Below are 19,815 nucleotides of genomic sequence, written 5' to 3' on the forward strand. Positions count from 1 at the left end.
TTTTTTAACATTGTACCACAGTTATAACGCTTTCATCAGTAAAAGTTACTTCTAAAAATTAGTAAAGCATTACTAAATAACGGGAATTCTTAACTAAAAAATATTTCCTTGAAGTTTATTTGAAATAGTATTTGATTTTTTGAATTACATTGAGTATTATAGTAATGCAATGCCGCCATAGTTCAATGGCAAAATAGAGCAATGGTAATGCTCAGTTCCGAGTTCGATTCTCGGTGGCGGCACCATTTTAATTAAAACAAAGCACTTATTGGCGATTCCGTCTCCAGTAAGTGCTTTTTATTTATTTTATGAGGATGGACGTTCAAGAATTGAGGCTGAATTAAGCTTTAGATACTCGCCATCCTTAACATATATCGTAACTGGATCCGTAAAATTATTATTTTCAAGTATATCATCAACATTGTGATTGGATGTTGTTGTGATTTCATAATAACCACTTAATTCAGTTTGTAGTTTATACGTTCCCGCTTCTAAATGCTCACCAATCTTATACATGCCATCGGCCTGTGGGTTAAGTTTCGGTGATGTGGCATAAGGATATAAACGTGCTTTTGATACTTCAATTGTTTCGTTTTCCTTTAACGTGATAATTGAGTTTCCTTTAAAATTATCATTACTCTTAATTTGAGTCGCATTTTGATTTCTTATTTCAAAATACCCTTCTTGATCTGTCAGAAGCATATATTCTCCTGGCTCGAGATCCGTTCCCACAATGTAGTTTCCACTCTCAAGTGGAAATTCTTGAGGGCTTGCACTCGCTTCAAATGTTACTAAGAAATATAGACATGCGCATGCAACGATTAATACAAAAACACTTAAAAAGATTCTTCTCTTAATTTTTTTAGTTTCTTCCATGGACATCGCCTCCCAAACAGTACTAAGCATACTTCTTTTACACCTTAAATACTGCCCTTTTCTTGTCCATCTTGAGATAAAAACCGTAAAACGGATGTGATTTGTAGCGACTTAAATAAGTTTCTTCCTTAAATGTGCTTGCTTTATTGGTTATTTTAGAAATCGATTTGGTTCAAGCGCATATCGCTTACATGAGAATCTAGTTATTTTATAAAAAAACCAGGTCTAAAGACCTGGTTTTGATTCTTTAATGGGATCCTCTCAATGTAAAACCATCAAGGTACCATTGTGCATACACTGTATTGCGATCAATAATCTCAAAAATTTGTGTCATTAATTGTGTCGCAGATTCTAAATGCTCTACACTCTTTTCCGGTAGAATGTGTTCTTCCGCAATATCAAATTTCACGACCAATGCATCTGTTTCATTCGTGATGCTCATACGCGCTTCCACATCTGTATCGCCAATTCTAAATTCAATATCAGCATAGGATGTTCGATAGGCAAGTTTTTCGATTGTGGAATAGATATTTCCATCCACAGTTTCGGTAATCCAATCGTGATAATCCCCTTCTTTCGGATGTGTTATTTCCATTTTAGTTTTATAACTATCCACAAGATCCATGATATTCTCAATTTGTCCAATTGTTTTATCTGAGGCTTCAAGTACAATACCAAGTCCTATAATTGTATTCATCGTATCCTCCTTTAAAGTAAAACACATATACAATACCTAATCGTTTATGTAAAGACACACGCGCTTGGGAATTTTCCATAAACATTCACCAAGTTCAAAGGGGACACATGATAAACTGTCTTAAAGGAGGGGTAACTATGAATAAAAAGAATCAACCAGCTTTTATACACTTATCAGAATCCTTACATCTTGTGAAATTTGATGTTTTGTCCGATGAAGCACGATCATGGATGGAAAACGAAGATTTGATGTTTGCGCTTCGCGGCGATCGTATGATTTTTTCGGATCAAGAAGTCGAATCGTATTATGCAAATCTTGCTGAGAATGGTGAGCTGTACTATATAGAAATTCTTCATGGGGATACCTTCCATCAATGTGGTAGTATCGCCCTTATTCGAAATCAGATTAAGATTATCATCGATCCAAAATATCAAAACCAACATTTTGGAACTGCTGCGGTCGAAGGATTGTTATTTCGAGCAACCGTATTAGGTATCCCCGAAATCTTTGCACAGGTTAGAAACCACAATACGTTTTCTTTACGCTTATTTCAAAACCTTGGATTCAAAATTCTTGATGAAGCCGATCAAGTCATTACATTGTGTTGTGAGACGAAGCCATTTTGATGGCTTTTTTTATTTGCGCTTGACTTAATGACATCAGTGTCATAAAATAAGCTTAGAAAAATGACACTGGTGTCATTAAGTGAGGTGTTTCGATGACTCGTGTTTCAAATGAAGCAATGCGAAAGGCAAAATATGAACTGATTCTCGAGAAAGCACGCCTTGTGTTTTGCCGTAAAGGGTATGCTGGCGTTACGATGAAAGATATTATCGAAGAATGTGAGATTAGTCGTGGAGGAATTTATCTTTATTTTAGCTCTGTCGAAGAAATATTTAAAGATGTTGTCTTATCCCGAGAACGTCGTAAATTCAAAGGGATTCGTGACTCTGTTCATCAAAATGTTGATTTTTTGGAATTGTTGGACGCTTATTTTCTAACGCAGAAGAAACGTCTTCTCAATATGAGCGAGAGTTTATTACGAGCCATGTATGAATACAACTTTACGCATCGATCTGAAGCAGATTTTGCATTTCGTGAGGCTCAAGTGGATAGCATTCGTAACACACTTGAGGAGATGTTGTCTTTAGGGGTTAAACAAAATTATGTTGTAAGTCCCAATATCGACGCGCTCCGCGGCCATATGATGTTTATGATTGAAGGGTTAAGTGTGTATTCCCTTTTAGGAGGGCTTACCGAAGCAAATGTTGATGAACAATTTAAACAACTTCGGGCCATGATTTTAGCAAAGGATGTCTCTTATGAAAACGAATTTTAATGTATGTATTACTTCTGGTGGAACTTCTGAACCCATCGATACGGTTCGTCGCATCACCAATACCTCAACGGGTCGTTTAGGAAGCAAAATTGCGGATGCATTCATTGAAGCAGGGGCAAATGTTTATTATGTCTATGCACGAGGCAGTGCCCTTCCTACCCTGTCGTGTCGACAATTTGAAGTGGATACGGTAGCCTCCGTTTCTAGAGTGCTTACACACATCTTTGATACCGTTTCTTTTGATGTAATGATTCATGCTATGGCTATAAGTGATTATGAAGTGGATGCAATTACGTCTCTTGATCGCATGACATCCAATGTTTTTGAATTCTTGCAACAGAATCCACAACCAACAAAAGAAGATATTAGACAAGTTTTATTGGATTCAAAAGAACCCATGAGTGGGAAGATATCTTCTTCCAATAAAAACCTGGTACTGACCTTGAAACAAACACAGAAGGTCATAAACCAACTTAAACTAAAACAACCCGATGTTTTTTTGGTCGGCTTTAAATTATTATCCAATACAAACTTAGAATCCTTAAAAATCGCAGCCGAATCTCAAATAAACCAGGCTGGAAGCGACCTTGTTGTTGCGAATCGGTTAGAGGATATTCATCACAGCGAACACATAGCGTACTTTATTGATAAAACCGGCTTGATTCACCAAGCGCATACCAAGGAAGCCATTGCGTCTTCACTCGTACAATTAGTCTACACACAGAGTCAGGAGTCAATATGAAAACAATTATATTAGGTGTTAGTGGAAGTATTTCCGCGTATAAATCTGCAGATTTAGCCAACGAGCTGACAAAACGCGGATATACAGTCCACGTTATTATGACCCATTCTGCACAAGCTTTTATTACCCCTTTAACGTTCCAGTCACTCACTAAAAATCCTGTTCATTATGATGTATTAAGTGAGGGTGATCCAAATAAAATCATGCATATTGACCTTGTAAAGTCTGCAGATCTTCTTTTAATTGCACCAGCTACCGCAAATATTATTGCGAAAATCGCTCATGGCATTGCCGATGATATGTTATCAACAACAACGCTAGCCGTGCATGGTATTCCGAAACTCATTGCACCCGCTATGAATACTTATATGTATGAAAACGAAGCAACACAAGATAACTTAGAACTTTTGGAAAAACGAGGTTGGGTTGAAATTGAGCCAAGAAGTTCAGTACTTGCATGTGGCGATCAAGGAAAGGGAGCACTTGCCGAAATTGATACAATTCTCGATCATGTTGATGCTTTATTTCAAGGAGTTTCCGCATGATTTGTGTGATTAATATTGGGAATACTAATACCGCATTTGGATTTGGTGAACATGAATTATCAGATCAATTTACCATTCCGACTCATGCTTACCAAACCCAAAATGATTTCTTAAAGTATTTTGAAATGCAAAATAGACATCAAAAGATTAATGTTTGTATTATCGCATCCGTAAGAACTGATAAAACTCAATTAATTAAAAGTTCTATGGATTCCTATTTCAAACTGAATGCGAAAGTTTTAGAACACAGCGATGATTTTGGAATGGACTTCTCCCTTTATCCCGATGGAAACCTGGGTATGGACCGTATCCTCGCATTGTATGGTGCAAAAGAACTTTATGGCAACGACATTGCTGTTTTTGATTTAGGAACAGCCACGACCGTTAATGTGCTCTCAGAGAATCAATTTAAAGGTGGCGCTATTATGCCAGGGGTACGCCTGGGTTTAAGCGTTCTGGGTGAAAAAACTGGACTTCTTCCGACCATTAATCTTAATGATACACCTCATTACCTTGGTCTCAATACAGAACAGAATATATTATCAGGTGCATTATATGGTACTGCCTCCATATTAAAAAACTACCGTGCGCTTATATCTGAAGATTATCCAAGCACAACCTTTGTCGTAACCGGTGGCAATTCAAAGGCAATCTTACCGTTATGTAATGGATCTTGGCATTTCGAACCCGACTTACTACTACAAGGCCTCCTCTCATGGTGGATACAAAAAGGAAACAATTATGAAAGCTAAAAAGAAAACGCTCAATTATACCCTCTTTACCCTTTTTGCCGCGATTATCATCCTACTATCAATGACACCCCTTGGGTTTATTCATCTCGGCTTTATAAAAGCAACAATTGTACATATCCCTGTCATTATCGGTTCAATTATCCTTGGGCCAACGGCGGGTGCGGGATTGGGTTTAATCTTTGGGATAAACTCAATGATCAACAACACCCTTAGCCCATCCATTCTATCATTCGCATTTTCACCACTTGTTCCTGTTATTGGTACAACATCGGGAAGTCCCTTAGCCCTTGTCATTGCACTTTTCCCTCGTATTTTAGTCGGTGTTATTCCTTACTATATTGTGGAAAGTCGTGTCATTAAAAACGATTCAGTACGTTTAGGTCTTGCTGGATTCCTTGGTTCCATGACCAATACAATATTCGTAATGGGGCTCATCTATCTTCTCTTTAAAGATGCCTACGGATCTGCGCGTGGTATTGCAGGTATTGCAGTTACAAAAGCAATCCTTAGTGTTATCATTATCAACGGGATTCCAGAAGCGTTTGTATCCACAATCATTACGATTCCTGTAGCGAAGGCACTCTATAAAATACGAAGAAATAAATAAAAAATCTCGACGAAATCGAGATTTTTTATTTATTCTACATACAACTTGGTATACTTTTCTAACAATGCCTTGGGTAATGTAAAACCATACATTTCCTTAATTTTGAAGCCAACATCAACCGCATCCACATCTTTCGCAATGGGTAGATAAAGAAGATTATAGATAACACCATAAGCTTCCCATGTATACTCTGTTACGACCGAATCATTTTGTTCATAAAAATCAATACGCTTCGTTCGAATAATACGATCATCCTCTGTTTCCGCTTTATCCGGTCTTTCACTCTCAATGAGTAACCCGTCCCCATCAAGTGTCTCCCGTATTTTCTGTAAGAACAACGTACCGATGCCTTGTCCTCGTCTTGCTTGGGTAACAGCATAATAATCTAAAAGTGCAACGCGTTCATCTTCAACCATGACTAAAACGGAGTAACGTCCGTCTTTAAACATCCGTTTAATACTGTGTAACGATCTCAATTCATCATCTGGGAAATCGTTGATCATAAAATTGTTGTAGATGGGAATGAACGCCTCATAATCCAATTCTTTTATTTCGTAATCCACATTAATACCTTCTACTTTCATTCTCTATGTATATCATGACATATTGAGCAAAATATGCAAATGCGTAAAAAAAAATAACGAATGAATCGCTATTTTTATTGTAAATAAAAGATGCCCCACGCACCTTCTATTCCTTCATTTGAAAGGCATGATAGTTTTGCTACCAATAGTTATTACTTCCTAACAATACCTTAGTTTATTGAAATTTAGGTTAAATATGGTATAAAAGTTATAATTTTTGATATAAAATGCATAAAAAAAAACGAATTTCTTCGTTTTTTTACCACTCGTTGTGGATTAACTCTTGATTTACTTGAGATATTGGAAGTCCCATTACCGAGTAGAAATCTCCAATAATTGACTTCACAAATACAGAACCAAACCCTTGTATACTGTAACTGCCAGCTTTATCTAAAGGTTCTTTAGTAGCAACATAAGCATCAATTTCTGCTTCTGTTAGTTCAAAGAATTCAACTTCAGTTTTTACTGAGAACACACGTTTGCATTCTGATGAAACAAGACATACACCTGTAATGACGTCATGTTTTGATCCGGATAATTTCATTAATGTATTTTTTGCGTCTTCTTCATTTTTGGGTTTTCCTAGGACTTCTCCATTGAACACAACGACGGTATCCGATCCTAAAACAACACAATCTTGATAGTTTTCAAACACACTTAATGCTTTCTCTTCAGATATTCTTTCAATTTGCTCCTCAACTGTAAGTGATAAATCAAGGGTCTCATCACTGGTTGGTGAAACAACATTAAAAGCCACCCCAAGTTTCGTTACTAATTCACGTCTTCTTGGTGATTGACTCGCTAAAACTAATTTCTTATGCATACAAATCCTCTTTTCACTTATATTATAAACTATTTGTTTCGGATGTACACATGTTTAACATTACTATTTGGAATCCTTCTTTCGTCGATGTCAAATTGTCCAAGTGCTTTGATGAGCGGGGTTAGTTGGTAATAACCATAATTCCGAGGATCAAAATCCGGTTGCTTTTTCATAATTAAATTCCCTAAATCCCCCATAAAAACAAAACCATTATCATCTGCGAGATCATTTACTGATGAAGCAATCAGTTGATGTAATTTATTTTTCTTATCAACTGAAAGTTTAGTTTTAGAATCAACACGCTCCGTTTCAACCAAGTCAATAATTTCTATATAAATGAATTTATCGCATGAAGCAATAAAAGCGCTTGGTGTCTTCTGTTCGCCAATACCGATAACATACTTGCCCGCTTCTCTTAAACGCACCGCTAAACGCGTAAAATCGCTATCAGAAGAGACAATGCAAAAGGATTCAACATTTCCTTCATACAAAATATCCATCGCGTCAATAATCATCGCGGAATCGGATGAATTTTTACCTGTTGTATAGGAGTATTGTTGGATTGGTGTAATTGCATGTTCCAATAAGTGGCTTTTCCAACCTGAAGCCGTTTGTTTCGTCCAGTCTCCGTATATTCTTTTAACGGTTGGCGTACCATAACGTGCAACTTCTCTTAATACACCGCCAATATTAGCATATGGAACGTTCTCTGCATCAATCAGTACAGCAATACGTGAATCAATTTTTTGTTTCATTTAAATTCCTGCCTTTCTAATTTCAAAAACTACGCCTTCATCGACGTTTGAAGCACTAACGACATAACCATAATTTGTCGCTACTTTATTTACAATAGAGAGCCCCAGTCCAAATTGACCTCCCTCTCCCTTTTCATAAGCATTAAAAATTTGTTCTGTTCGGTTTTCATTAATGGTCGAACCATCATTGTATACGGATAAATAATCATTCTTTAATGTAATCACAATTTTGGTTTCTGCGTAACGTAATGCATTATCAAGAAGATTTTCTACCACAACACGCCATGGTTCTTCCGTTCCAAAAAACACATTCTGTTCTTCTGCATTTAAAATTAAGTCAATTTCTGGTCTTATTTGACTTGAAGAAACGATTACAGATTCCATTGTTTCTCGCAGTTCAACATTACTATCCTGATCAATTTGTTCGTGGGTCATATAATCCATCCGATTCAACATTAATAGATTATAGACTTTTTTCTCTAACCGGTCAGCATGTTGAATAATAACATCCACTGATTTTTCAAGTGTTTCGTAAGGATACACGCCGTCTTTAATCGCTTCACTGTATGATTTAATTGTTGCTATCGGTGTTTTAAGATCGTGAGATATATTTTGAATCATCTCTTCTTTTACACGTTCTTGCCGCTTTAACTCTTCATTCATTTCGACGAGAACATCTGCCAATTCTCCGATTTCATCATGACGCTCAATATTCAATTCCGCATCCTCATTACGTTTGATTTTTTCGATGTACGCACGAATTTGATTTAAAGGATGGATAATATAACTTACCCATACAAGTAACAGTAAAAATACAACACCGATGATAATCAAAATCATATTAATTATGTTATTAAGTAATAACGATTTAAACTCATTTTGGTAATTTCGAGAAATTAGTGTCGCAATGCTAGCTTGTTTATCAGGGATGTTTGTAATTGTATAGAGGCTACTATCCTTAAAACGATAGTTGATGCTCTGTTCCAACTCAACTGCATCCATTTGAATTTTAACTTGTTTGAGTAAATCGACATTAATCAAACTTAAACCATTTGATTTGATACTGCCATCTTTGTTACGGATAACATGGATAATGTTTGGGTCATTAGCTCCATATAAATCGACATCATCTAAGCCCCGTTTATAGTTATAAATAACATTCTGTTGCGTTCGATGAATTAAGTCATACATTTGCTTATCCACAAACTTATCGATATTCAGTGATAACGCTCCAAAAAAGAATACTAAAAAGAAAGCAAACGTAAAAACAACAATTGCAATTAATTGCTGTGTTAACGATAGCTTTCTAATAAACTCACGAATATTTCTCATCATCCAAGACGATATCCAAATCCGTATATTGTTTGTATATTAAGACCAGGCATTTTTTTTCGAAGACGTCTTAAGGTATCATCAACAACTCGATCTGACCCAAAATAATTGGTTTCCCATACATGAACAAGAATTTGTTCACGTGTAAAGGCGACACCTCTATTTTTGACGAAAAGCATCAGGAGATCAAACTCTTTTGTTGTAAGTTCAAGTTCATAGCCATCTTTGCTCGCTTTACGTTGTTTCTCATCAATGACATAACCATCAACTTCGGTTTGAAGATCTTGATTATAAGAACGTTTAATAATGTTATTAACACGCAATACCAATTCCTTGGGCGAAAAAGGTTTTGTAATGTAGTCATCACTTCCCTTTTCCAAACCAATGATTCGATCAAACTCTTTATCTCGCGCAGACATAAAGATTACAGGTGTTGCAGGTGAGTGCATTTTTATCCGTTCAATCAAGTCAAAACCACTCTTATCATCAAGCATAATATCCAAAATCCAAAGATGAACATCATCATCTTTGACATGAGCATTTGCTTCATCATATGTATAATAAGAGCGGACTTCATAACCAGCGTTTTCTAAATAACTTTTGACAAGCTCATTTAAATCTTTTTCATCTTCTACAATACTGATCACATATTTCATATTATCACCCTTACTCAATGTTATTGATTACATTAATCATATCATTGACATAGTGTTCACACAAATCATCTGTTTGTGCTTCAACCATGACGCGGACAAGTGGCTCTGTACCTGAAGGTCTTAGAAGCAAACGACCTTCATCACCAAGTTCATGATGAATTCGTTGCTCTGCTTCTTTAACAGCTTCATGGTTCATAACTGCTTGTTTATCATTAACACGAACATTTTGAAGAAGTTGTGGGAATCGAATACATTCCGAACCGAGCTCTGCTAATGTTTTCCAGCTTTTGATGCTACTTCCGCAATAACAAGTGCCGTAAGTACACCATCACCTGTTGTCGCATAGTCTTTTAAAATAATATGTCCCGACTGTTCTCCGCCAAGTTTAAAATCATTCTCATTCATCGATGCATAAACATGCTTATCACCAACGTCTGTAGTAATTACATTCAAACCCGATTTTTGACATGATTTTAAAAACCCTAAATTTGCCATAACAGTTGATACAATTGTGTTTTCTTTAAGTTGCTCTCTTGATTTAAAGAAACGACCAAGAATAAATAAGATTTCATCACCATCAACCATTTCACCTTTATGGTTAACTGCTAAACAGCGGTCTGCATCACCATCAAAAGCAAATCCCATATCTGCTCCTAACTCTACGACCTTTGCTTGCAATGATTCGGGATGTGTTGATCCACATTCCGTGTTGATATTAATCCCATCCGGATTATTATTCATCACAGTCACCTGAGCGCCTAAATCTTTAAACAGTCTTTCCGCAGAAGATACAGCCGATCCATTTGCGGTATCAAGAACAATTTTTAATCCATCAAATCGCACATCAATTAAAGATTCGAGATATTGAATGTATGTTTCTAATCCTTCCGGAAATTCCACTACACGTCCAATTTCATTGCTTTGGGCAACATCGATGGAAATTTCACCATCGATGTATGCCTCAATTTTTTCTTCTAATTCTGCCGATATTTTCATACCCGTCGAAGCAAAGCATTTTAAACCGTTATCGTAGTAAGGATTGTGACTCGCAGAAATCATTACACCTCCTGCGAAGCCTTCGTTTTTTACTGCATATGCTAGTGCCGGTGTAGCACAAACACCTAGTAGATATACATCAGCACCCATTGATGTCGCCCCTGCAGCAATTGCACTTGCGAACATTCCTGACGAAAGTCTTGTGTCTTGTCCAACTACAATTCTCTGCCCTTTAAACGAGTAACCCAAGTATTGTCCCACTTTAATTGCAATATCTAAACTCAGAGCATCATTCGCTTTACCGCGAAGTCCGTCTGTTCCAAAATACTTACCCATAAATACTTACCTCTTATTTTCTAAAACTAAATACTGCCGTTTCTTTTGTTGATTTAACTGAGTAGAGTGACGATGTTGGATCGTTATACTCAACATAAAGTTTCACTTCTTGATTATCACCTGGTTCAATGTCACGCATATCAATATATACTTTAACGTTCTCAGGTTTGAATTTCTCAATATTTTCTTTGGTTCCAAATACTTCTAGAGATGTTGTTGTCGCAGTCTTTTGATCACCCGAAGTACCTGGTGAGATTTTTAACTGGTTGACATTATGAACAAATAGAATTGGAATATCATCAAATTTCTTAGTTTCCCCTTCACCGAGTTTGATATCAAAGTTAACTTTTGAAACCGTACCATGACGGACTCCTGAAGGAAGACTAATATTATGAACGAGTTTCGTATCTTTTGTTAAACCGCTCGCTTGAATTGGAACTTTAATTTCTTCAATACTATCAAGTACCGATTGCTGTGCGTAAATTGTCATCGCTTCATTATCCATCGATAGCGATGCAATTGCCTTACCTTCCGGAATATCACCTTGGAAGACGGGTTTAATCGGAACTGTTTTATTCGGTGATGTTACATCTACCTTCGCTTTGACAGTCTTCGGTAGTACGTCAACAGTTGTTAAGCGTTCTCCTTGTTGATTGTATGCAACGATTTCTGCGTCTGTTGTGAACTGTTCAGTTTGTCCACTTACATCAATCAATGCTTTTACAAAAGCAACTTGAGCCATTGTTTCTTTCGAGGCTTTAATTGTAACATCTTGTGTTTCGAGCTCAGGAGTACCTAAGACATATTGGCTTCCGAGTTTTTTTTGGTTTACAAATTCTGTACTTAAGGTCATACGTTTTGCCTCTTTGATTCGAATTGTAACATTCGCAGAGGCTGGTGTTATCGTTGTTCGAATTCGTGCAGACGTAATATTTGTTTTGTAATTTACTTGATGTGTACCTTCTGCAAGTCCACTTAAGTCAAGTTCAACCTTAAGATCGTTTTGTGGGTTTACCATTGATATATCACTATAATCCCCAAACACAATCACATCAACCTTTTCATCAAAGTCCACAACTTCATACATTTCAGAGTTATATTTTACAACAACTGGGACATCTGGAATTTGACGTGCTTGGTTCACAGGTGATGGTGTTGAAGCAGAAACATTGAATGCAAAATAAATAAGCAATGCGACTGCAAACGCAACAAGTTTAGCGTGTCGAGGGTTAAAGAGAATACGGTCAAACCATGCACTTAACCAACGTAAAACGCGTAAAAATGCATCGCCGACTGATTCCGTTAGATTCGTAATTTTTTCAGATCGTTCTGCGATAATCTGCGCAAGCTCAAGTTTATCCTCAGAATCAAATTTTTTATTCTTTTTATCTTTCTTCGGACTCATTTGGCTCACCTCCTTCATCGTTTAGTTTATCGGATGAATTCGTATCATCTACGGTCGTTACGGGATCCACATTTTCGGACGTTTTTGATTCATCTTCTTGAGGAGCACTGGTTTCGCTACCTATTACAGCTTTAGCGTCATCTCCAGTTTTATCTTTAGCATCGTTATCTTTAGGTTTCTTTTTGAAAATACCCATTAATTTTGAAAAGTCTCTCTTTTCAGCATTTGATTCTACAGATTCAGTTGATTTAAGGTTTAAATCTGAGCTATCAACTTTTTCAATCTTAATAGGATCAACATTTAATTTTGATAAGTTAAACTTACGCTGTTTACGATGAGCACCTAAGCTTTGACTTACTTCTTTTTCGCTATTTTGGATTAACAAATTGAGATACTCTCGAAGACTTGCTGCATCCATTTCGCGAAGTTTTCCACCCTCAGCAATTGAAATTGTCCCTGTCTCTTCAGAAACAATAATTGTTACCGAATCGGTAACTTCACTTAATCCAATTGCAGCACGATGGCGTGCACCATAGCGCGTTGGTAAATCTTGAGCGGTTGGTGGGAAATATGCAGATGCACATGCAATTCGATCCCCTTGAATAATTACAGCACCATCATGTAAAGGCGTCGACGTAACAAAAATTGAACATAAAAGTTCAGAAGTAACGGATGAATTAATTGGAGTTCCTGTTTTAATATAATCCGCTAATGAATGCCCTTGTTCTAGTGTGATAAGTGCACCTGTTTTGCGTTCCGCTAGCACTGTTGCAGCATCCACAAGTTCATCCACAAGTTTTTCCTTTTCATTACCTGATAAAGAATGGAGCGCAGAAAAAACAGATGTTTTCCCGAGTCGTTCCAACATTGCTCGAATTTCTGGTACAAAAATAATAACTACGACCAAGAATCCATATTGAATCAATAGATCGAGTAGCGCTTTTAATGTAGTGAGACTTAGTTTATGAGCAACAAAACGCATCGCAATGATTAATACGATACCTTTGAAAATTTGAACAGTTCGAGAGTTGTTTCTAACAATTCTCAGAATGTAATAAACCAAAACCCAAATAATTGAAAAGTCTACGATAGCCTTTAAACTATTGATAATTGATTGAAATGTTATTAAGGCGAATGGCATAAGAACCTCCTTATTCTCATTAATTATATCACGCTATCGGTGAATATTCATGACTGTCTATAAGAATATCATATTTTGTGTTTTTATTAAATATATTCATAAGATTGTCACATAACTTCACATCAGTACTGACTCGTGTAGAGTTCATAATAAAAGCCTCTAAGTTCCATCAGTTCCTCGTGTGTCCCTTGTTCGACAAGCCTTCCCGATTTCATAACAAGAATCATATCTGAGTCTGTTACCGTTGAAAGTCTATGTGCTACAAAAAATGTTGTGTGAGATTTCATGATCTGGGTGAAGACATTTTGAATATGTCGTTCCGTTACAACATCAACGCTGCTTGTTGCCTCATCGAGTATAATGATTGGAACATCCATTAAAAGAGCACGCGCAATTGTAATAAGTTGCTTTTGACCTAAAGATATATTTTGTGACCCCAGTTTTATAGGGGCATCGTATCCACCATCAAGTGACATAATATAATCATGACATCCCGCTTGTTTTGTCGCACGAATAATTTCTTCCTCCGTCGCTTTTTCATTGCCATAAGAAATATTCTCACGGATTGTACCCTCAAACAGCCACGGATCTTGTAAGACAATTGACATCGTCTGACGAATACTTGATCGAGACACATCATTTACTTCTAATCCATCAATGAGTATTGAGCCGGAATCTGCATCATAGTATCGCATCAATAAATTTAGCAGTGTCGATTTCCCCGCACCGGTAGGACCGACAATCGCAACTTTACTTAAAGGATTTATTTGTAAATTAAGATTTTCTATAATGGTATGTTTTCCATCATATGAAAAATTAACATCATCAAATGCAACTGTCTTTCCTTCTAATTTTGTTTCTTGAAGACAATCTACTTCGTTTGTTTCGTTAAAAACCTTTTGTTGCCGCTGATAACTTGCTCTCGCTGCAATAATTTGCGAAATAATTGCGCTGAATTCATTAAACGGTTTTGAGAACATCATCGAATAACTCAAAAAGCTTGTCATCAACCCTACTGTAAGGGTGTTATTTAATACGCCGAAAGCGCCCGTTAATCCTAATAAAACATAGGATAAGTTGTTCATTAATCGAGTTGTCGGGTTGGTTAATGCAGACATGAATTGTGCTTTTTCACCAACCTTGTTTAGTTCATTGTTAATATTTGAAAATTCTTGAATGGCTTGGTTCTTGTAATTACTTGTAAGCACAAGATGATAATTGTCGACAAATTCAGAGGTTTTACCACTAAGTTTCCCGGAAAGCTCTTGTTGTTTTTGGAAGTAGCCAAACGATTTTCGAGAAATTAATTTCGAGGTAAAATAAACGATTGGCACCATCACAAATACCACCAGACTCATTACTAAGTTAATACGAATCATGTAATAAGCTGCAACCAAGACTACGAAGACGCCACCTAAAAACTGTGTCAACAAAAGATACATTCCATCAATAATCAGTTCACTATCCATAACAAATAAATTTTGAAGATCTCCATGCGCATGTTGATCAATAAATGAAATTGGTAAGTGCGTAATTTTCTTCATGAGATCACTTAGCAAATTTGATACAAATCGAACTGAAAAACGATTCGCCATACGGTTTGTCCCCCAGCTCAAAATAAAGTGCATAAAATACGCCACCGCGGTGTAGCTTAACATTTTTGTGGCAAATTGGAGATCGACATTTTGATATCCCACCATGCCATCTATGGCTTTTCCTAGGAAATATGGAGTTATAACCAAGGCGAAGCTCGAAATGATGCTCGCTAGGACACATAACAAAAGAAGTTTTTTATTGTTTCTCATCATTTCCCTCCTCTTGCAATGCGTTGATGCGTCTGTATAAATCACAACTCTCTAGAAGCGTTTGATGGTTTCCTTGTGCGATGATGACGCCGTTATCGATCACAATAATATTTTCAGCGTTCATAACCGAACTCGTCCGCTGACTAATGATGATTTTGGTACTTTCCCCATAATAACGTTCTAAATTTTCACGCAAACGCTTATCTGTGAGGTAGTCCAACGCACTGAATGAATCATCAAAAATTAGGAGGCCTGGATTTTTCGCAAGGGCTCTTGCGATACTTAGACGTTGACGTTGGCCACCGGATAAATTCGTTGCACCTTCCTGAATTTGAAAATCTAAACCTTTATCAATTAATTCTTTCCCTTCAGCATGATGAAGTGCACTCACGACATCTCGCTTCTGTTCCATTTCTATGTTCTCCTCCATTGTCAAACTTAGAAATGAAGCACTTTGAGAAACATAACCAATATGTTCTCGTAATGAATCTATAGAATAAACCTTAATATCTTGATTATTAATTTGAATGCTTCCCTCACTCACGTCATATAAACGTGGCAAGAGTTTTACTAAACTGCTTTTACCACTCCCGGTGAGACCAATAATACCTAATGTTTCTTTGGGTCTGATTTTTAGATTGATATCTTTGAGTACATTTCTATTGGTATTCGGATATGCAAACGATACATTTTGAAATTCGATGTCCAAGGGACCAGCATATAGACCTTCTTTCCCTGATATATCCATACTGGACTCTAAGTGTAAAATCTCATCAACGCGCTTCTTAGAGGTATACCCTCTAGCAAAAATCATCACGAGGTTCATAAAAACGATGAGTGTCATAACAAGTTGAGTACAATAGTTAATAACGGCAACCATTTGGCCTTGTGTCATGAATCCTTCATTGATTTGGAGTGCTCCAGAATAAACTAATACCACAAGAACGAGATTCATCATAAACGAGGTGAGCGGGCTTGATAGGGTAGACACAAAACCAACTTTTAGTTGTTTCTGTTCTAAAGACTTATTACGACGTGAAAAATTATTAATTTCTCTCTCAGTCTGAGAAAAAGCACGAACAATTCTTACACCACTAAGATATTCTTTAACTTTTTGACCGACTTGATCAAGTTTAGACTGTGCATCAAGATGATAGACCATCGAAAAACGCATAAACAAACCCACAACGATAAGAAATAGAGGAAGCGTAAACAATAACTGCTTTCCAAGTATTGGGCTAAGATGGTAAAGCGCATAGAGACTTCCTAACATAATCATGGGTGCTCGAACCGCAAGCCGAATGGTCTTAGCAATCATTTCCTGAATTTGATTCACATCCGTTGTAACACGCGTTGTGAGCATTGAACTGGAAAATAAATCTGTATCACCAAGTGATAATGAATTAATTTTTTCAAACAACGAAAGACGAATACGCCCTCCTACCTGCTGTGATATTTGTGATGCCAAATATTGGCAGACAATTGATGATAAATAACCCAAAATTGTAAACAAGCAGCATGAAACCACTTATTTTATAAATATAGTTTAAATCATTGCCCACAATTCCGACATCAATTAACTTGACCATCAAAAGTGGCAAGAGCAGTTCAAAAACTGCCTCAATGAACTTAAAGATGATCGCGATAATTGTTTTAAATTTATAGCCTCTAAAAAAATCCATCATAACCCCCTATATACATTACTAATATTATACCTCATATTTTATTTTCCTGAGTATAAAGAAAAAGCATCTCTTACGAGATGCTTTTACCAGCTTCCACCACCGGTACCGCCAAATCCTCCTCCGGAGAATCCGCCACCGCCGCCAGAGCCAAATGACCCTCCACCACCTGAAGAGGCAGTTGGTGCAGGTATTGAAACCATAGAAGCCTGTAATGTATTCATCGATCGACTCAAAGAATGCCACATATAGTATGTAGAGAAATTCGGTTGAGATGAAATATACCAGTCCGGTTGTTGGATTGCAATGGATTCAAATTTCTTAGACCAAACATCCGTTACACCCAGAACATAAGCATATGGAAGGATATCATAGAAGATTTCAGGAGTTTCTTCAGCCAATGCTTCAAGACGACTTTGCTCCGCAACCTCAATAAAGCGCTTGAGCCCTAGAATCTGTCCATACCATTCTGAACCGATTTTTGTTCTTCGGCCCATATTCGCAACACTTACAACACTTATTAAGAAAAAAACATACGCCAAAATCATTGGAAGTGGATTTTTAAAACACCATCCGGTTGCGATGGTCAATGCGACGGTCGCAATTGCGCTTATGATAAAAAACAATAGGGACATACTCTTAGGTTTTCGAGTTCCCGCAACACCATCAAATGACGTAGCGTAATAACCAAAAATTCCGAGCACCATAAACAAACTATATCCCATTATCCCAAAGATATACGCATCATCCTCAATACCCATACGTGCATAACCTACTGATGCTAAAACGATTGCAATACCAATGGGTGCCACAAACATACCGATTGTTTTTAAAACAGTTGAAGATTTCGAAAAAATACGTTCTTCTTTATTCTGTCTGAATCTCAGTGACAAGGATGCCGTAGCATTACTAATTACGTTCCCAAATTTTGTATTGAGTTCTTTCGTTGTCACTTCTTCTCGATTTTTAAAGAGTGCATTAAATACACGCAATTCTTCACGATTGCGGACATCCGATAACTCAGCAATTTTTGTTAATTTTATATTCTTTCCTTTTTCATCCAATTCCTCAATTGTTAGATAGCCCTTAGATGCCCAGTAAATGATTAACGAGACAATATCATTGGACTTCGAATAACCGCGATAAACGTATCCAGTTTCAGCACTCGAAAGTCCGTAAGGCGCACTAAATTCAACCGTATCCACAATTGGATATTCACGACCGTACTTGAAGAAAAGTATAGCCATGATTAGCGCTAACACGCCCGCTATCCCAACAGTAATTGGGGTCTTATCGAAAATTGGAAAAACGAAATAGTTATGAGGTAAATCCAACCACACACTCAACGCCTCTTGATAAAGGGGTTGATTAAAGGATCCTGTGATTGTTGTTCCATCTACTTTGTATTCCACTGGTAGATTATGCGCTGTTGCATAAAACTTGGGTGTTGCATCAAAAGACTTTGGCATTTGGATTTTAAATGAAGTTTTCATCATTGGAAAATCCCAGTACTGTGTAATTAAATTTTGATATAACAAATCACCTTGTTCTAATTCTAAGTCTCTTGTGTTAATCACATACGAAAATTCATAGCGTTGAGAACCTTGTAAAAATTTTCCGGGTGTCCCAATTTTTAACACTGCACCATCACTATTATGATCTATCTCCACATCACGATTTTTCACACGAATGTCAGAGGTCGGAAATACATAATCTTTAGGACCATTACCAAAATCATAATCGTTATAGCGGTCCGCTATTGTAACAAAAATCCCTTGTCTTGGTTCATAAAAATATGCATCCAATACAATATTAACGTTTATACGACCATCTTCTTTGACATCTAAAGCGATATCAAACGATTCTCCGACAACTGGAAAACCATAATCTTTATAATGATTCTGAATATCAGAAGAAGTAGGACTCGGTAAGCTCGCGACTTTACTCCTTGTTTCATTTGCTGATAAAGGAGTGATGAATAATGTTAGAGCGAGTACCATTGCAAATATTAACTGTTTTATACGCTTCATAAAAGAATCCTCCTTATAAAAAAGGGAGTAGCCTCCCTCAATTAGAACTGAACTTTAACGTTTTGACGTTCTGTGTCATTATCAACTTCATAAAGAGGTTTACGTGCAAATCCGAACATATTCGCAAAAATATTTGTAGGGAATGTTTCACGTTTTATATTATATTGACGTGTAACACCATTATAGTACTTACGGGATTGTTCAATTTCTGTTTCGATCGTTTTAAGTTGACCTTGCAAATCCATAAAGTTTGTATTTGCTTTAAGATCAGGGTAGCTTTCTGTAAGCGCAAATAGACGTCCCATTGTTTTACTTAAATCACCTTCAGCAGCTAACTGTTCTTCCATACCTTGAGCATTTACCGCTTTATTTCGTGCTGCAATGACATTTTCAAGTGTATCTTTTCATGACCTGCATATCCCTTAACCGTTTCAACGAGGTTTGGAATTAAGTCATAACGTTTTTTCAAATATACATCCATTGTTGAGAAAGCTTCCTCAACCATATTTCGAAGTTTAACTAATCCGTTGTAAGCTGAAATCGCAAACAAAGCAATTACAACTACAATCGCTAAGATTATCATCCAAAGTTTCATATTCAACACCTCCATGTGTTATCTTGATAGTACAACTTAATCAGAAATAAGTCAATAAATCCTCTAGAGCATTCGTGCATTTCTAAATTTGTAACCAATCATTCCTCCCCTTAAAAA

18 protein-coding genes, 1 tRNA gene and 2 pseudogenes are annotated in these 19,815 nt (G+C 36.7%); 7 read left to right on the plus strand and 14 right to left on the minus strand.

Annotation, left to right across the window (positions count from 1 at the left end; genetic code table 11):
• Positions 1-171: 171 nt before the first annotated feature.
• Positions 172-245, plus strand: a tRNA-Thr gene (locus tag EEI45_RS00945).
• A gap of 61 nt (positions 246-306) precedes the next feature.
• Here the strand turns inward: EEI45_RS00945 and EEI45_RS00950 are convergent.
• Together EEI45_RS00950 and EEI45_RS00955 are read right to left on the minus strand one after the other, a co-directional pair.
• Positions 307-876 (minus strand): hypothetical protein, encoded by a 570-nt coding sequence (locus EEI45_RS00950; protein WP_125163777.1) that lies wholly within the window; start codon positions 874-876, stop codon positions 307-309.
• 247 nt (positions 877-1,123) lie between these two features.
• Positions 1,124-1,573 carry a hypothetical protein gene (locus tag EEI45_RS00955; protein ID WP_125163778.1) on the minus strand — a complete coding sequence of 150 codons (450 nt, stop codon included), beginning with the start codon at positions 1,571-1,573 and terminating at the stop codon, positions 1,124-1,126.
• Between the two features lie 137 nt (positions 1,574-1,710).
• Between EEI45_RS00955 and EEI45_RS00960 the strand changes: the two genes are divergently transcribed.
• From EEI45_RS00960 to EEI45_RS00985, 6 genes are all read left to right on the plus strand, one after another.
• A complete protein-coding gene (locus tag EEI45_RS00960) occupies positions 1,711-2,199 on the plus strand; it encodes a GNAT family N-acetyltransferase (RefSeq protein WP_125163779.1) in 489 nt (162 codons plus the stop codon).
• A 92-nt stretch (positions 2,200-2,291) separates the two neighbouring features.
• Positions 2,292-2,912: a TetR/AcrR family transcriptional regulator gene (locus tag EEI45_RS00965; protein ID WP_125163780.1), complete on the plus strand. Its 621-nt coding sequence runs from the start codon at positions 2,292-2,294 to the stop codon at positions 2,910-2,912.
• On the plus strand, positions 2,896-3,654 hold the full coding sequence (locus tag EEI45_RS00970; RefSeq protein WP_125163781.1) for a phosphopantothenoylcysteine decarboxylase domain-containing protein: 759 nt from the start codon (positions 2,896-2,898) through the stop codon (positions 3,652-3,654). Before EEI45_RS00965 ends, EEI45_RS00970 begins: the two co-directional genes overlap by 17 nt.
• Complete coding sequence (locus tag EEI45_RS00975; RefSeq protein WP_125163782.1) at positions 3,651-4,199, plus strand: flavoprotein; 549 nt, start codon at positions 3,651-3,653, stop codon at positions 4,197-4,199. The genes EEI45_RS00970 and EEI45_RS00975 overlap by 4 nt, the downstream gene beginning before the upstream one ends.
• Positions 4,196-4,951, plus strand: coding sequence for a type III pantothenate kinase (locus EEI45_RS00980; protein ID WP_125163783.1), 756 nt, complete (start codon positions 4,196-4,198; stop codon positions 4,949-4,951). The genes EEI45_RS00975 and EEI45_RS00980 overlap by 4 nt, the downstream gene beginning before the upstream one ends.
• Positions 4,941-5,558 carry an ECF transporter S component gene (locus EEI45_RS00985; RefSeq protein WP_125163784.1) on the plus strand — a complete coding sequence of 206 codons (618 nt, stop codon included), beginning with the start codon at positions 4,941-4,943 and terminating at the stop codon, positions 5,556-5,558. The genes EEI45_RS00980 and EEI45_RS00985 overlap by 11 nt, the downstream gene beginning before the upstream one ends.
• A 29-nt stretch (positions 5,559-5,587) precedes the next feature.
• On the opposite strand, the gene EEI45_RS00990 is transcribed toward EEI45_RS00985, so the two are convergent.
• From EEI45_RS00990 to EEI45_RS01045, 12 genes and pseudogenes are all read right to left on the minus strand, one after another.
• Complete coding sequence (locus tag EEI45_RS00990; RefSeq protein ID WP_228410420.1) at positions 5,588-6,121, minus strand: GNAT family N-acetyltransferase; 534 nt, start codon at positions 6,119-6,121, stop codon at positions 5,588-5,590.
• 280 nt (positions 6,122-6,401) lie between these two features.
• Positions 6,402-6,965: a Maf family protein gene (locus EEI45_RS00995; RefSeq protein ID WP_125163786.1), complete on the minus strand. Its 564-nt coding sequence runs from the start codon at positions 6,963-6,965 to the stop codon at positions 6,402-6,404.
• Between the two features lie 29 nt (positions 6,966-6,994).
• Positions 6,995-7,720: an NYN domain-containing protein gene (locus tag EEI45_RS01000; protein WP_125163787.1), complete on the minus strand. Its 726-nt coding sequence runs from the start codon at positions 7,718-7,720 to the stop codon at positions 6,995-6,997.
• A complete protein-coding gene (locus EEI45_RS01005) occupies positions 7,721-9,055 on the minus strand; it encodes a sensor histidine kinase (RefSeq protein ID WP_125163788.1) in 1,335 nt (444 codons plus the stop codon).
• The gene (locus EEI45_RS01010; RefSeq protein ID WP_125163789.1) at positions 9,052-9,708 is read right to left on the minus strand and encodes a response regulator transcription factor; all 657 of its coding nucleotides are present in this window, start codon (positions 9,706-9,708) and stop codon (positions 9,052-9,054) included. The genes EEI45_RS01005 and EEI45_RS01010 overlap by 4 nt, the downstream gene beginning before the upstream one ends.
• A 10-nt stretch (positions 9,709-9,718) precedes the next feature.
• Positions 9,719-11,040, minus strand: a pseudogene (gene glmM, locus EEI45_RS01015) (phosphoglucosamine mutase).
• 13 nt (positions 11,041-11,053) lie between these two features.
• On the minus strand, positions 11,054-12,445 hold the full coding sequence (locus tag EEI45_RS01020) for a CdaR family protein (protein WP_125163790.1): 1,392 nt from the start codon (positions 12,443-12,445) through the stop codon (positions 11,054-11,056).
• The gene (gene cdaA / locus EEI45_RS01025) at positions 12,426-13,586 is read right to left on the minus strand and encodes a diadenylate cyclase CdaA (RefSeq protein ID WP_125163791.1); all 1,161 of its coding nucleotides are present in this window, start codon (positions 13,584-13,586) and stop codon (positions 12,426-12,428) included. The genes EEI45_RS01020 and cdaA overlap by 20 nt, the downstream gene beginning before the upstream one ends.
• Positions 13,587-13,708: 122 nt before the next feature.
• Positions 13,709-15,394 (minus strand): ABC transporter ATP-binding protein, encoded by a 1,686-nt coding sequence (locus EEI45_RS01030; RefSeq protein WP_323368221.1) that lies wholly within the window; start codon positions 15,392-15,394, stop codon positions 13,709-13,711.
• The gene (locus EEI45_RS01035) at positions 15,378-16,904 is read right to left on the minus strand and encodes an ABC transporter ATP-binding protein (protein WP_228410421.1); all 1,527 of its coding nucleotides are present in this window, start codon (positions 16,902-16,904) and stop codon (positions 15,378-15,380) included. Before EEI45_RS01035 ends, EEI45_RS01030 begins: the two co-directional genes overlap by 17 nt.
• 255 nt (positions 16,905-17,159) lie before the next feature.
• Entirely contained in the window at positions 17,160-19,103 is a 1,944-nt protein-coding gene (locus EEI45_RS01040) for a DUF2207 domain-containing protein (protein WP_125163793.1), read from the minus strand.
• A gap of 41 nt (positions 19,104-19,144) precedes the next feature.
• Positions 19,145-19,713 (minus strand): annotated as a pseudogene (locus tag EEI45_RS01045) (LemA family protein).
• Positions 19,714-19,815: the final 102 nt, after the last annotated feature.

Origin of the sequence: Erysipelothrix piscisicarius, from assembly GCF_003931795.1 — a bacterium.
GTDB lineage: Bacteria > Bacillota_I > Bacilli_A > Erysipelotrichales > Erysipelotrichaceae > Erysipelothrix > Erysipelothrix piscisicarius.

Bases quoted from the DNA above. Each gene is read 5' to 3' on its own strand.
- EEI45_RS00975 (WP_125163782.1), top strand. From the start codon at position 3,651: ATGAAAACAATTATATTAGGTGTTAGTGGAAGTATTTCCGCGTATAAA.
- EEI45_RS01000 (WP_125163787.1), bottom strand. From the start codon at position 7,720: ATGAAACAAAAAATTGATTCACGTATTGCTGTACTGATTGATGCAGAG.
- EEI45_RS00950 (WP_125163777.1), bottom strand. From the start codon at position 876: ATGGAAGAAACTAAAAAAATTAAGAGAAGAATCTTTTTAAGTGTTTTT.
- cdaA (WP_125163791.1), bottom strand. From the start codon at position 13,586: ATGCCATTCGCCTTAATAACATTTCAATCAATTATCAATAGTTTAAAG.
- EEI45_RS00965 (WP_125163780.1), top strand. From the start codon at position 2,292: ATGACTCGTGTTTCAAATGAAGCAATGCGAAAGGCAAAATATGAACTG.
- EEI45_RS00985 (WP_125163784.1), top strand. From the start codon at position 4,941: ATGAAAGCTAAAAAGAAAACGCTCAATTATACCCTCTTTACCCTTTTT.
- EEI45_RS01020 (WP_125163790.1), bottom strand. From the start codon at position 12,445: ATGAGTCCGAAGAAAGATAAAAAGAATAAAAAATTTGATTCTGAGGAT.
- EEI45_RS01010 (WP_125163789.1), bottom strand. From the start codon at position 9,708: ATGAAATATGTGATCAGTATTGTAGAAGATGAAAAAGATTTAAATGAG.
- EEI45_RS01040 (WP_125163793.1), bottom strand. From the start codon at position 19,103: ATGAAGCGTATAAAACAGTTAATATTTGCAATGGTACTCGCTCTAACA.
- EEI45_RS00955 (WP_125163778.1), bottom strand. From the start codon at position 1,573: ATGAATACAATTATAGGACTTGGTATTGTACTTGAAGCCTCAGATAAA.
- EEI45_RS00960 (WP_125163779.1), top strand. From the start codon at position 1,711: ATGAATAAAAAGAATCAACCAGCTTTTATACACTTATCAGAATCCTTA.
- EEI45_RS00995 (WP_125163786.1), bottom strand. From the start codon at position 6,965: ATGCATAAGAAATTAGTTTTAGCGAGTCAATCACCAAGAAGACGTGAA.
- EEI45_RS00980 (WP_125163783.1), top strand. From the start codon at position 4,196: ATGATTTGTGTGATTAATATTGGGAATACTAATACCGCATTTGGATTT.
- EEI45_RS00970 (WP_125163781.1), top strand. From the start codon at position 2,896: ATGAAAACGAATTTTAATGTATGTATTACTTCTGGTGGAACTTCTGAA.
- EEI45_RS01030 (WP_323368221.1), bottom strand. From the start codon at position 15,394: ATGATGAGAAACAATAAAAAACTTCTTTTGTTATGTGTCCTAGCGAGC.
- EEI45_RS01005 (WP_125163788.1), bottom strand. From the start codon at position 9,055: ATGATGAGAAATATTCGTGAGTTTATTAGAAAGCTATCGTTAACACAG.